The sequence below is a fragment of the Elioraea tepida genome (assembly GCF_019203965.1).
GTDB classification, from domain to species: Bacteria; Pseudomonadota; Alphaproteobacteria; order Acetobacterales; family Acetobacteraceae; genus Elioraea_A; species Elioraea_A tepida.
Genome location: NZ_CP076448.1, coordinates 561,426 through 574,316, shown reverse-complemented (window position 1 = coordinate 574,316; position 12,891 = coordinate 561,426). Strand labels below are relative to the sequence as shown.

At 70.9% G+C, this 12,891-nt stretch carries 9 protein-coding genes; 1 reads left to right on the top strand and 8 read right to left on the bottom strand.

Translation table 11 applies throughout. From position 1 onward, the window contains the following. Window positions 1-106 precede the first annotated feature (106 nt). The 8 genes from cas2 to KO353_RS02690 form a co-directional block, all read right to left on the bottom strand. Window positions 107-403 carry a CRISPR-associated endonuclease Cas2 gene (gene cas2 / locus KO353_RS02725; protein WP_218286240.1) on the bottom strand — a complete coding sequence of 99 codons (297 nt, stop codon included), beginning with the start codon at window positions 401-403 and terminating at the stop codon, window positions 107-109. Window positions 404-411: 8 nt separating this feature from the next. After that, window positions 412-2,127, bottom strand: a complete 1,716-nt coding sequence (gene cas4g/cas1g, locus KO353_RS02720; protein WP_235691995.1) for a CRISPR-associated endonuclease Cas4g/Cas1g — start codon at window positions 2,125-2,127, stop codon at window positions 412-414. After that, a complete protein-coding gene (gene csb2 / locus KO353_RS02715) occupies window positions 2,124-4,223 on the bottom strand; it encodes a type I-G CRISPR-associated protein Csb2 (RefSeq protein ID WP_218286239.1) in 2,100 nt (699 codons plus the stop codon). Before csb2 ends, cas4g/cas1g begins: the two co-directional genes overlap by 4 nt. A gap of 2 nt (window positions 4,224-4,225) precedes the next feature. Continuing rightward, window positions 4,226-5,356: a type I-G CRISPR-associated RAMP protein Csb1/Cas7g gene (gene cas7g, locus KO353_RS02710; RefSeq protein WP_218286238.1), complete on the bottom strand. Its 1,131-nt coding sequence runs from the start codon at window positions 5,354-5,356 to the stop codon at window positions 4,226-4,228. Then, complete coding sequence (gene cas8g2, locus KO353_RS02705; RefSeq protein WP_218286237.1) at window positions 5,353-6,285, bottom strand: type I-G CRISPR-associated protein Cas8g2; 933 nt, start codon at window positions 6,283-6,285, stop codon at window positions 5,353-5,355. Before cas8g2 ends, cas7g begins: the two co-directional genes overlap by 4 nt. Continuing rightward, window positions 6,285-8,915, bottom strand: a complete 2,631-nt coding sequence (gene cas3g, locus KO353_RS02700) for a type I-G CRISPR-associated helicase/endonuclease Cas3g (protein WP_218286236.1) — start codon at window positions 8,913-8,915, stop codon at window positions 6,285-6,287. Before cas3g ends, cas8g2 begins: the two co-directional genes overlap by 1 nt. A 224-nt stretch (window positions 8,916-9,139) precedes the next feature. Then, window positions 9,140-9,739, bottom strand: a complete 600-nt coding sequence (locus tag KO353_RS02695) for an HIRAN domain-containing protein (protein WP_218286235.1) — start codon at window positions 9,737-9,739, stop codon at window positions 9,140-9,142. Window positions 9,740-10,273: 534 nt separating this feature from the next. Further along, a complete protein-coding gene (locus KO353_RS02690; protein ID WP_218286234.1) occupies window positions 10,274-11,380 on the bottom strand; it encodes an IS630 family transposase in 1,107 nt (368 codons plus the stop codon). A 93-nt stretch (window positions 11,381-11,473) separates the two neighbouring features. Between KO353_RS02690 and KO353_RS02685 the strand changes: the two genes are divergently transcribed. Beyond that, window positions 11,474-12,886 (top strand): FAD-binding oxidoreductase, encoded by a 1,413-nt coding sequence (locus tag KO353_RS02685; protein WP_218286233.1) that lies wholly within the window; start codon window positions 11,474-11,476, stop codon window positions 12,884-12,886. Window positions 12,887-12,891 lie beyond the last annotated feature (5 nt).

Below are 12,891 nucleotides of genomic sequence, written 5' to 3'. Positions count from 1 at the left end.
TGATCCAGCATGTCAAAGAACTCCGCGAGTACTGCCGCGACCCAAGGCGCCACCCGAGCGCTCGCAGCGCCTCGGCGCACTGATGATCAGCACCCCTTGGCCCACCTCACACGATGATCGGTGCCCGGGCAACCGGAACGAACGCCTTGCCAAGGCTCACCACCCGCGGCTTCACATCGTCGGCAGGCCCAAGGTCTAGGATCAGCACATGATCCTCGTCGTGCCTGATCACAGCGCTCACCGCCGCCTTCAGCTCGACAAGCCCGCGCCGTGACAGCCGCGCCTGGAACACCGAAAGCTGAAGCCACTCGCCGCGACCGTTCATCACCCGAAAGAGCCGGCGCCACCGGCGCGGGTCACGCACGTCGTAGGCGATGACGAAGAGATGGTCGGTGCTCCGCATCCCGGGGCTCAGCGCGGCGTCACATGCGGCAGGTCGGGGATCTCGCCAGCGAGGTAGCGGCCCAACAGTCGTGCCTGGACCTCGAACAGCCTCCGGTACGAAACCCGGTAGCCGAACACAGGGTGGGTAATCTCCTGCTCGAGACGTCGTTCGAAAGCCGCAATGATCGCCTTGCGGCCTGCGGGCGTCAGCGCCACCGCGCCGGCGCGCTCGAGGAAGTCGCCCGGCCCAATCTCGCCGTTGTTGCAGGCGAGAAGCACCGCTGAGTCGGCCACGAGGGGCCGGAACGGCTCCATCATGTCGAGCGCAAGCGCCGGCCGCCCGTAGCGCGGCTGGTGATAGAAGCCTCGGTACGTGTCGAGCCCGACGGCGGAGAGCTGCACCGTCCAGGCGCGCGCCAGCATCGCGTAGGCGAAGGAGAGGAGCGCATTCACCGGGTCGGCGGGCGGCCTGCGGTTCCGCCCCTCGGCATCAAACCGCTCGCGGCCCGGAACGCCAGCCGAGAGACACCGCGCGAAGGCCGCGAAATAGCGTCGCGCCGCAAGGCCCTCGATGCCGAGAAGCGCGGACAGATCGCCCGCCCGCTCGGCCTGTTCGCGATCGCGGTCGAGCTGGGCGAGCACGGCATCGGGCGGCTCCTCGCCGCGCCAGTTGCGACGGATCAGGGTGCGGGCGTTGCGGATCTTCGCAGCCACGAGCCCCCGTGCGAATCGGAGGCAGAATTCGTCATCGAAGCTTCGCCGCCACTGGTGCAGGCGCAGTTCGACGTTGCGATGACCCACCCCGACGGTGTGGCCGAGGAACCAGCCGCCCGTGCTGTGCCAGCTCACCGGGATCTCGCGTCGCATCAGTTCGTGCAGGGCGGGCGTCGTCAGGGCGGCTTGGCCGAGGATGACGAGCTGCGACACCTCGGCGAGGCGCGCGCGGGCGATCGTTTCGCCCTCGACCGAGATCGTCAGCGTCTCTCCGTCCTTGGCGATGCGGGCGCGGTTGTCCTGCACGATCAGCGGCAAAGCCTCAGAGCGGGCGACGGCGAGCGGCCGCGGCTCGACCCGACCTTGGCGCAGCCAGGCGACCTCGTCGGGCATGCAGATTCCGACGAGCGAGCAGCGCGGACATTTCGGGCTGTCCTCGAGCGGCGGCGGGATACGCGCGGAGGCGGCCATCAGGCGCAGGCCGTTGACGGCGGACGCGACCGCCGCCGCGAGCTCCTCGTTCAGTCGCACCGTGACGCGCTCGCGGCTCTCGACGAAGTAGAGGATGCCTTCGTCGCAGGCATAGCCATGCTCGCGCAGAAGCAGGATCTGGACGCCGAGCTGCACGCGCTCGGGCAGATGGGCCGAAGTCGCGACGTGCGGGCGGCGGCCGCGCTTGTAGTCGACCGGACGAACCGTTCCGCCCTCGCCCTCGACGAGATCGAGGGTCGCGATCACGCCGAGGCGTTCGGAGGAGAGGGTGACGGAGCGGGCGTGGATGCGGGCTTCGTCGTCGATGCCGTCCGCCTCGGGCAGGTCCCCGCCCGGGCGGGCGAGAGCGCGATGGGCGAAACGCCCCTCCACTGTGTCGGCGTTTTCCGCCCACTCGCCCTGCACCCATTCGAGATAGGCGAGCCGGGGGCAGTAGACGAACTCGTTGAGCATACGCGCGGGCAGGAGCGGCAGACCGGCCGCGGCGGCCTCCGGCACGGCGAGCGGCAGTTCGGGCTGCGGCAGGGGCTCGTTCACGGCGCGGCGGCGAACAGCCCCCCGCCGCGATGGGCGAGACGCCCGAGCAGGAGAGGGCCCTCGCGCGCGACCGGGAAGGTGAGCCGCAGCTCCGCCCTCAGCCCGCCGCGCGGCCCTTCGGAGGCGCGAAGCACCTCCACCTCGGGCTCGGGCCAGCCGCGGCGCCGGCACTCGGCGCGGCAGTCCTCGGCGAGCGCCTCGGCGGGGGAGAGGCGCTTGGCATGGCGTGTGGGGCTGTAGCTCGTGAGGCTTGCCCAGACACGGGAGGGGCCGAGCAGGGGGTCACCCTCCTCGATGGGCGACGCGGCAAGCCGAAGCAGGCCTGCTGGGCCGGCGCGCAGCTCGGCAAGATCGGCCATTGCCGCGTCGAGCCGCTCGAGATGGGCCCTCTCCTCGGCGGTTGCCTCCCGTCGCTCGAGCACGTGCGGAGCAATGACCAGAAGCCGCCGCCGGGGCGGATCCACGGCGAAAGCGAGATGCCGGTGGGTGCCGTCGCGCAAGGGGGCGCCGTCCTCGCCATGACCGGAGAAGAAACCCGGCAGCGTCTCGCGGCCGAGCGTCTCCTGCACGCGCGCCATGGCGGCGCGTCGCAGCGCGCGGGCGAGCGTCTCGGGATCGGCCGTTTTGGCTAGCCCGTCGACGATCGCGAAGGCAAGAAGGCCCGGCACCTCGCGGATCGGCCGGAACAGGCCGAGGCCGAGCCAGCGCCCGTCCCCGAGCACAAGGGGGCCTCGTTGCGGCGTGGCGAAGCGGAGCTCGGCGTGAATGAGGCGCCCGGCGGGGAAGCGCGGCGGGCGGGCGAAGGCCTCGGCGCGCGCGCCGCGCCCTGAGAAAGGCTCGCGCTGCAGCCGGATCGCGACCGGATGGTCGCTGAGGCCGGCGTGACGCAGGGCCTGGCGCAGGGAGGCGGCGAGTGAGGCCTCGCGCGCGCGTCGCTCGCTGCCCGTGCGGCCACGTCGTTCGACGGCCGGCAACGCGACCGGGGTCACGCTGCGCCACAGCCGCGCCCCCGTTTCGGGGACGTAGTGGCGGAGCATCCGGTCAGCGGCTTCGGCGCGCACAAGGCGTGCGTTCCCGACCGGGAGGCTCGAGAAGGCCCAGTCGAGATCGTCGGCGCGGATCGGGCATTGCGGCGGGATCTCGAGCAGGAGGCGCCGGACGGCGTGATCGGCGTAGGTCGCGCCAATCGAGGGAAGCGGGATCAGGCGCGGCCGGCAGGGGATGTCGGCCGGGCCGGCGCCGCGGCCGACCAGCAGGCGCTCGATGGTCTCCGGCTGGGGATGGCCGTTTTTGATGAGACGCGTGGCGGCGGCATCGCGCGCCGCCTCGACGAGAGCGACGACCTCCTTAAGCGGCCACAGGCGGAAGCCGGAGGTGTGGCGCAGAACGTAGACGAGGTGCGTCGGCGGGCAGTCGTAGGGGACCTGGCGGGAGAGCGCCCTCGGTGGCTGGACGAAGAGGGTCTCCTTACCGGAACCGGGGCGTTGGAAGCGCCGGGCCTGTGCCCCGTGGCGGGCGAGGAGGGAGCCGAGCGAGCCCGCGGTGGGGCAGCGGAGCAGGGTGCCGCGGGGCGCGCTTTCGTCCGGGCGGTGGACCGGGCCTGGGTGGGCGGCAAGACGCGCCGCTGCCGTTTCGGCGTCGAGCCATTCCGCTGTAGCAAAGGCCATGTCGATGCCGCGGCCGAGCTGGTGCAGGCGTTCGGCGAGAGCGGGAAAGCGTTGCGGGTCGGGGGGCGGGTCAGGCGGGGTCCAGGCGTAGAGAAGCGGAATCGCCGGGTCGAACAGCCAGGGGCTGACCGTTTTCGCGGTGCGGATCTTGTCGATGCGGGCAAGGTCACCCTTCACCGCATCGAGGTCGTTGTTCGGCACGTAGAGCGAGACTGCTTGGCCGCGCCGGGACGGCGGCGAAGCGATCACAGGAGCAGGCCAGCTCTCCATGAGGCGCAGCGCCGCCTCGTCCTCGGCGCGGAGGGTCCCGCCGCGCGCGGATGCGGCGACCAGGGCCTGAAAGAGACGGAAGGGGGAGGGGGGCCAGTCCCCAGCGCCGTGGTAGCGCCCGTCGTGGAACCGGATGGCGAGGAGCAGGACGCGCGGCACGGTCAGCCCTCGTCGCCGTCGTCGCCTTCGGAAGCTGCGGACTTCCTGCTCGCGCCCTTCCGTCCGCCCCTGCCTGTCGTTGTACCTGCCTTCTGGTCAGCCACGTCACGGCGAGCGCGGTCGCTGCTGAACTCGACGGTGCGTGGTGGGGCGACGCCGAAGCCCTTGGCAGCGCTCTCGGCGAACGCGAGAACGAGCTGTTCCGGCAGCGCGACAGGCGTGCGCGCCCCGTCACGCCCGACGCTGACCCAGGCGGCGGGAGCTGCCGGATCAGGCGCCAGAAGGCAGCCCTGGCGCAGGAAACCGTCCTGGGGGGTGACAGCAGCGACGAGCGTGAGCCCGAGCACGTAGCGTCGAAGGGTCGGCCCATTCGGTAGGCCCTCGTTGAGGCGACGCAGCGCGACCAGGTTGACGGTGACGTCGCGGAAGATGCCGCCGCGCGCGAGGATGCCCCCCGGCGCCCTTCCCGCGGGAACGTGGACGAACCCCTTCTGAGCCAGCGGGCTCTTGGTGTTCCCTTCCGCCGTCTCGCGATCCTCTTCGGAGAAGACCTCAAGCGCGGCATAGTCGACGGGCGGGATGTAGACCGCCGAGCGCGTGAGCTCCTCGACCTGCCAGGCCCGGATCACGGAGTTGATCAGCCTGGGCACCTTCGACCCTCCGCCGCGCGAGTCCCAGACGCCGAACACGAGCGAGGTGGGCGCAAGGCGGGCGATCGGCTCGGCATCGCCGCGCAGCTGCAAGGCCTCGAAGGCGCTCCTGACCTCATCCGCAAGGGTGGAATTGCGGACGGCGGCATCCGCGAGGCGGTGGCCGATGTCGAGCAGCGAGACCGATTTCTCGTTGCCGAAGCGGATCGTGATCTGCGGCACGAGCGGCGCAAGCTCCGGGCGCTTGAACAGCGGCTCGATTCGGTTGGCCTGGGAGCCGACCGAGTCGATGGTGGCGACCTTCGTTCCGTCCGAGAGCGTGTCGATGTTGTAGCCGATGTCGGCGTAGGTGGGTGGGAAGATCACCCCGTCCTCGCCCTCCACGGGCAGGAGCTTCTGGCGCAGGTGCAGTGCGACCGGGCCGGAGGCGTCGTCGGCCCAGGCCTCGATCATCTCGCGCGTGACAGCAATCGGCTCGGTCATGGTGCTCTCTCCTCGAAGGCTTCCAGGATGCAGCGGGCTTGTCCTTCCTGCCCGGGCCAGCCAAGGCGCATGCGGAAACGGCGCATCGCAAGCGGCAGGTCTGCCGCGCCGAGCGCGGCGCGTAGCAGCGTGGGCGGCAGGAGGCCGGCGGCGACGGCGTAGCGGTACTCGAGGTGGCGCAGCCGCTGCGGCCGCGCGTTCTGCAAGCCGATCACCGCCAGGACCTCGACGAGCGGAAAGCCCAGCATCGTGATCGCGCTGTGGTCGTTGGGGGAGAAGCCGATGTCGAGCGCGACGTAGTCGCGCCGCCAGTCGAGGCGGAAGCCGCTCGGGAGCCGCTCCGCGAGCCCGAAGGGATCGTCCGCGATCGCCTCGAGATCGTCCCGCAGCTTCGGGCGCACGAGCTCGAGCGCGCGCGTGAGAATAGCAACACCGGGCATGCCGCCGGCCCCGGCCCAGAGCTTGAACGGGTCGCGCCGCGTCGCGTCACCCCAGTGGTCGACGACGAGCCGCCGGCCCCGCGCCTCAAGCAGGGCGGGCAGGACATCGGTGCCGTCCGGGAACGGGAAAGGAAAGACCGGGCCCGGAACCTGCCTGATCCGGGCGTTCCATTTCGCCTCCCAGCCCGAGATCGAGAACGCCTCTGCCGGCTTGTCCTTCCTCGCGGGCTTCCCCCATCTCGCGATGTCGAAGGCCTCCGCGTCCGCAAGCCAGGCCGTCACGTCCGCCTCCGCAAGGAACGCGAGCACCTCCCGCACCGGGTTCTCCTCTCCCGCGGCGCGCAGGCGGAACACCACCCTTCCGGGGTCGGACCAGTCGAACCCGCCCTCGGTGTCGCCGACCAGCACCTCCGACGCCTCGAGCAAGCCGAGACAGGCGAACACCTGCCCGGGGTTGAACAGATCGACCGGGATCGACGCCTCCGCCATCAGCCCTGCTCCAGCTTCGCCGAGGCCGCCGCATCGGCGCAGCGCAACAGCGCCTCCCACCAGGCGAGGCCCCACGCGCCCCAGCGGCGCTCGAGCCGCGCGAAGCGGAGCGCCGCCTCCCGCGCAAGCGCCTCGGCAAGGCTCGGCAGGAGGTCGGCGCTGCGCGTCTCGAGCGTCGGGCGGGCGCGGCCGTGATGCGCGGCGATCAGATGCAGCGCGAGATCGCGGAGATCGGGCGGCAGGGCCGCTAGCGCCGGATACTCCACCGCAGCGGCGAGCGAACCGAACTCGTGCCGGTATCCGTCGAGGAGCGCCTGGTCGACCCGCCGCGCCGCCGTCTTCGCATAAGGCCTGCCGTCCCTCGGCGCGCCGAAGGCCTCCTGCCAGCGCTCGGACGCCTTGCCGCAATCGTGAAGCCGGGCCGCGAGGCGGAGCATCCTTCGATACTTGGCCGGCAGCTCGAGGCGTTCGGCGATCGACGCGACCTCCGCCTCCACGGCCGACGCATGGTCAACGAGCGTCTGCGCCCTCCGCGCCAGGGCCTGGTCCGCCTTCTCGCGCTCTTCGGTCCACAGCCGCAGGACGCGCAGCGGCGCGCCCTCGTCGTCGCGCTCGAGAACGAAGGCGTGCGCCTCGACGAAGCCCTCGTCCGGCGGGTCCTCCGCCTCTGCCGGACCTGCCGCGCAACGCCACGGCACGCCGGGCATGCCCTGGGGCGCATCGGCGGTGCAGCCGATGCCGCGCCAGGCGGAGGGAGCGTCGGCTGAGATCCCTTCCGCCTTGTCGTCGAGCAGCCCCTCCTCCGAGAGCCCGCCGAGCGCGGCGGATACGCAAAGGAAGCGATCGGCGAAGCCGGCGTCATCGTCCTTAAGCTTCGCGAGCTCGCCCACCGTCAGAGCGCGCTCGAAGCGGAGCGACGGATCGAGCACGATCAAAGCTGGCGTCTCTTCCGATCGCGGCGCCGCAGGCATCTCCTTGGCCCTCTCCTTGAGCACCTCGATCGCCCGCCGCTTGGGCGCCTCGAGGAGCTCCGCCGGCGAAGGCAGCGCGTGCTCGAAGAACTCCGTCACCTCGGCGCTGTGCGGCGTCTCGCCCGCGCGCCAGGGCAGGAAGCGCCGCCAGAACAGGCGGACCTGGGGCTCGTCCTCGGTCCAGCCGCGAAGCCAGGGCGCGATCTCCGGCCGGCCGGGATGGTCGGCAAGACCCGTCAGCGACCAGGCCTCGATGAGCGCCGGGGTCAGGGCCGGGCGCAGCGGCTCGGGCGTTGTCGCCGCCCTGCGCAGATCGGCGAGGTCGGGAGCCCGCTGGAGCTTCGCGAGCGCGGCGGGGCTCGCGTCGCGTCCGGTCCCGGCGGGAGGCAGATGTCGGAGCAGGGTCACGGTCGCCTCGGCGCGCCGGGTGGCCTCTGCGGTCTTCTGCCCCGCTTTCGCATTCGGCTGCGCCGGCACGAGCACCACCTCGGCCGGGGCAGGGGCCTCGCCGCGACGGTTCACCCGCCCGAGCCGCTGCACCATGCGCTCGAAGGCGACGACATCGGCGACCATGTGATCGGCATCGAGATCCGCGCCGACCTCGCCTGCGGCGGTGGCGACCAGAACGGCGGGCTGCTTGGGCCGGGCCGACCCGGCGAGAAAGCCATCCTCGGCGAGGCGATCGGCCGCATCGGCCCGTTCATGCCCGCGGCGTTCGCCGACGAGCAGGTGGCAAGCGAGCTTATGTTTTGCGCGCAACGTTTCGGCGACCTCCTGCGCCTGCTTGCGGCTGTCGCAGAACACGACGACGCGTGCGGGACACGCGCTCGATCCGGCGAGCCGTGCGGCCTCTTGCGCCAGCCGCTCGGGCAAATCCTGCGCCGGCACCGGATCGGTCATGATGTGCAGCCGTTTCGCCGCGTTCAGGCGCTTTTCGACCAAGGGCTCCGCCTCCTCCTTCTCGGTGAGACGGAACACCTGCGCGTCCGCCCCGTCGCGTCCGGTCGCAGACAGCGTCATCAGCCGGAGCCTTGGGACGGGCAGGTCGGCCGCGGTGGCGTGAAGCGTTGCGTCTTCCGCGACGGCCCGAACGAGCGCGGCGAAGGGCGGCACGAGATGCGCCTCGTCGAGCACGACGAGGGTGTCGCAGCCGACGAGCCCGGCCTGCAGCGGCCGCATCCGGCGACTGACGCCGTAGCCTTCGAACAGAAGCCGCGAGCCGATCATGTCGACGGTGCCGACGATGATCGCAACAGCTGCGGGGTCGACGCGCCAGGCGGGATCGTCGGCAAGGCCGCCGCGAAGCGTCGAGACGACCAGCGAGCCCGACCCGTCGAGCCCGAGCCCCTCTCGCAGACGCGCCGCGACGCCCTCCGCCGCAGGGCCCGCGAGCCTGTCGCGGAGTTTCCTCGCCTCTGCCGAGGCCTGGTCGACGACGACACGGCGATCGACGACGTAGACGAGACGCCGCGGCAGCGGGGAGCCGAGAGCGCGGGCAATCAGCCACAGCGTCATGACGGAGGTCTTGCCGAGCCCGGTGGGGAGGTCGAGCGCGGCCGGGATCTCGCCGCGGAGAAACATCTCGAGAAGCCGCTTCTGCCAGAGCATCGGCTCGAAGTCGGTCAGAAACAGGAACGCTTCGGACGCGAGTTGGTTCATCGAAAGGATCCCCCCAGAAGACTTTGCGTCAGGAGCGTGCTCGACTGCCGGCCGCCCGGCAAGAACGCCCTCCCCTCTCCCGACGCCGGTTCGGCATCGTGTCGTGACGTACTCGCACCCTCCGCCACCTTCTCTTCGCAAGAGTGACAAGGGGGTGTGTTGCCCGATGCTCCGGCTGCAAGCAGGGGCCGCGCGCGGTGGGGCGTGCGTCGGGGGCGGAGCGATCATCGTTGTCGCCTCTCCGGGCTGGCGTCGACGCGGCCGCGGCCAGCAAGGCGGCGGGCGGTCCCCAAGACGGCCGCGTCAGCGCCCGCTGGCATGCTGCCGCGGACCGACGCCGGGAGCACCTCAACGAGCCGCAGCAGCGGATCGCCATAGGAATAGGAGGTGAAGACGAGATCGTCGGGGATCGTCTCGCCACGCCTGAGGCCGAGCGTGCCGACCACCTCCGCCCTTAGCACAGCGCCGCGCGCGAGCCACAGCGCTGCCTCGCGGTTGCCGCGACGCGGCAGGTAGCCGAGCTTGAGCCCGGCATGGGGGCCGGCGGCTGGCATCAGCACGGCGACCGCGTTCGCGTCGTAAGGAGTGGAGGGCTCGGCGCGAAGCTCGAGCTGCGTGCCTGGCGTGAGGAGAGCGCGCACGCGACGCAGGCCATGATAGAAACCGCCGGCGATCGCGAAGCGCATGGGCGCGAGCTGCGGCGTCGGCAGCCGGCAGGTGCCGACGGCCGCGAGAGCGGCGGCAAAGCCGAACGCGAGCACCTCGCGGCGGCCGAGCCGCAGTCCGAGTGCGGGATCGTTCTCCACTGCAGCTCGATATCGCATGCTGCTGCGTCAGGACGTGACGTCGGATTGGGGGCTCGCTTCCTCTGTCTACCTGGTACCGTTCTCAGCCGCCCGGCTTGCCATGCGTTGCGTCAACAGCGCGGGCTGGAACAGCGGACCGCGACGGCGAGCATGGACAGCCTCGGGGCGGTCGCGATCGGCAAGGTCGACAGCGCCCTGGATGTAGATCCCGGAACCGGCCGACAGCAGCGCTGATCAACTTCCTCCATGACGGGATTGCCTTCCTTTTCGCTTCGCCATCCGCCCGGCGTCGCGTGCCGGCTCCGCCAGCTTCCCCTGGGATGGCTGCCGGGGCCTCTCCGGTAGGACGACACGGTCGACGATCGAGTTCTATTGGCCCCGCCGATCGGGTCCACTCATCCAGCCACGCTCTGAAAAAAGGTCGTCGTGCCGCAGGCCATTCGCCGCCAGCGAGGCCAGCTCGGTGTTGCAGAGGCCGCCCAGAGTTCCGTGGGCGGCGGCGGGGAGCCAGGCCCTGCAGCTTGCCGAAGACCTGATTAATCGGGTGAAAGTCTAGTGGAGTGACACCAGCGAAGGTTTCCCGCGCTGGTGCGTGCCGATGATGGTGTTGGCGGGCGCGGTCCGGCGGAAGGGCTTCGGGTCGGCGTTGTGGGCATTGAGATAGGCGCGGATGGCCTGGTTCAGCTCGATGACGGAGCGGAAGATGCCGCGGTTCAGGCGACGCTTTGTCAGCGTGGCGAACAAGCCCTCGACGGCGTTGATCCAGGAGGCCGAGGTCGGCGTGAAGTGGAGGTGGAAGCGGGGATGCCGGGCCAACCAGCGCTTCACGGCCTCGGTCTTGTGGGCGGCGTAGTTGTCGAGGATCAGGTGCAGGTCGAGTTCGGCAGGGGTCTGCTTGTCGATCAGCCGCAGGAAGCGGATGAACTCGGCCGCGCGGTGGCGGAGCATGCACTGGCTGATCACCGTGCCCGCCGTCACGTCGAGCGCGGCGAACAGCGTTGTCGTGCCGTGCCGCTTGTAGTCGTGCGTCATGGTGGCACCCCGGCCACGCTTCATCGGCAGTCCCGGCTGGGTGCGGTCGAGCGCCTGGATCTGGCTCTTCTCGTCCACCGACAGCACCAGGGCGTGCTCGGGCGGGTTGACGTAGAGGCCAACGATGTACCGTCCTTCGGGCGTTGCCTGCGGCCCGCGGACCTTCTCGACGAACTTCGGGTCGTTGGAGAGCTTGAAGGTCTCCACCCGGTGCGGCTTCAGGCCGTGCTCGCGCCAGATGCGGTGGATGGTGGACGGCGCCAGGCCGCTCGCCTTCCCCATCGAGCGCAACGTCCAGTGCGTCGCCGCTGGCGGGTCGTCGTGCAGCGTGCGTTCGACCACCGCGGCGATCTGCTCGGGCGAGGTGGAAGCGAAGGCGCGGCCTCGCGGGGCGTCGCGGAACAAGCCCTCGGCACCATCGTGCATGGAGCGCGCCTGCCAGCGCCAGATCGTGGGTTTGCCTTTGCCGGTCGCCGCGCGGATCGCCATCGTGCCCGCGCCGTCCGCGGTCATCAGCACGATCCGAGCCCGCCAGACGTGGTGCCGCGGGCTCTTGCGGTCGCAGACCACGCCTTCAAGCCGCTCCCGGTCGCCCGGCCGGAGCCGGACCTCAACGCCTTCCCTCATCCGCCCAGACTCCCACGTCTGGGCCAACAAAGGAATCATCAACCTCGATCAAACCAGTAGCATCGACCGCCCGCGAGCCCAGATCGGTGCCAGATGGACGCTTCCGCCCCCATTCTCCCCCTCGACCCTGCGCGACGCGATGCCGTGATCGCTGCGTTGCGGCCGCGCTTCGGCGACCGCCTTTCGACCGCGCAGGCCGTGCGCGACCAGCACGGACGCGACGAGAGCTGGCACGCTCCCGCCCCGCCCGATGCGGTGGTGTTTGCCGAGAGTGTCGAGGAGGTGCAGGCGGTGGTGCGTGCCTGCGCGCAGGAGCGCGTGCCGATCATCCCGTTCGGAACCGGAACGAGCCTCGAGGGCCACATCGCCGCGTTGCGGGGAGGGGTGTGCCTCGACGTCTCGCGCATGAACCGAATCCTCCGGCTCTCGCCGGAGGACATGGACGTGACGGTCGAGCCCGGGGTGACGCGCCGGCAGCTCAATGCGCATCTGCGCGACCTGGGCCTGTTCTTCCCGATCGACCCGGGCGCCGACGCCTCGATCGGCGGCATGGCGGCGACGCGCGCCTCCGGAACCAACGCGGTGCGCTACGGCACGATGCGCGAGGCCGTGCTCGGCCTCGAGGTGGTACTCGCCGACGGGCGGCTGATCCGCACCGCGCGTCGTGCCCGCAAGTCCGCCGCGGGCTACGACCTCACACGTCTGTTCGTCGGCTCGGAAGGCACGCTCGGGGTGATCGTCTCGGTCACGCTCAGGCTGTGGGGCATCCCCGAGCGGATCGCCTCTGCAGTGGTGTCCTTCCCCGATCTCGCGTCGGCGGTCGCAACCGTGATCGAGACGATCCAGGCCCAGATCCCGCTCGCCAGGATCGAGCTTCTCGACGAGGTGCAGATGGAGGCCTGCAACCGCTACTCGAAGCTCTCTTATCCGGTGGCACCGACGCTCTTCCTCGAGTTCCACGGCACCGATACAAGCGTGGAGGAGCAGATCGCGAGCGTCGAGGCGATCGCGGCGCAGCATGGCGGCGGCTCCTTCGCCTTCGCGCACGCGGCGGAGGAGCGGTCGCGGCTGTGGCAGGCGCGCCACGAGGCCTATTACGCGGCGCTTGCGCTTCGCCCCGGCGCCAAGGGATGGCCCACGGATGTGTGCGTGCCGATCTCGCGGCTCGCCGAGTGCATCCTCGAGACGAAACGCGACCTCGAGGCGAACGGCCTGCTCGCCCCGCTCGTCGGCCATGTCGGCGACGGAAACTTCCATCTCGTGTTCCTCGTCGACCCCGACGACCCAGACGAGCTCGCCCGCGCGGCAGCGGCGAACGACCGGCTCGTGATGCGGGCGCTCGCGCTGGACGGCACCTGTTCGGGCGAGCATGGCGTCGGCTACGGCAAGATGCCGTTCCTCGCCGCCGAGCATGGCGAGGCGGTCGAGGTGATGCGCGCGGTCAAGCGCGCCCTCGACCCGGAGGGGATCATGAACCCGGGGAAGATCGTCGCGTTCTCGCCCTGAGTTCG

Coding starts and splice junctions, on each gene's coding strand:
- cas8g2 (WP_218286237.1), bottom strand. CDS start 6,285: ATGGCGGAGGCGTCGATCCCGGTCGATCTGTTCAACCCCGGGCAGGTG.
- KO353_RS02685 (WP_218286233.1), top strand. CDS start 11,474: ATGGACGCTTCCGCCCCCATTCTCCCCCTCGACCCTGCGCGACGCGAT.
- cas3g (WP_218286236.1), bottom strand. CDS start 8,915: ATGAACCAACTCGCGTCCGAAGCGTTCCTGTTTCTGACCGACTTCGAG.
- KO353_RS02695 (WP_218286235.1), bottom strand. CDS start 9,739: ATGCGATATCGAGCTGCAGTGGAGAACGATCCCGCACTCGGACTGCGG.
- cas2 (WP_218286240.1), bottom strand. CDS start 403: ATGCGGAGCACCGACCATCTCTTCGTCATCGCCTACGACGTGCGTGAC.
- KO353_RS02690 (WP_218286234.1), bottom strand. CDS start 11,380: ATGAGGGAAGGCGTTGAGGTCCGGCTCCGGCCGGGCGACCGGGAGCGG.
- cas7g (WP_218286238.1), bottom strand. CDS start 5,356: ATGACCGAGCCGATTGCTGTCACGCGCGAGATGATCGAGGCCTGGGCC.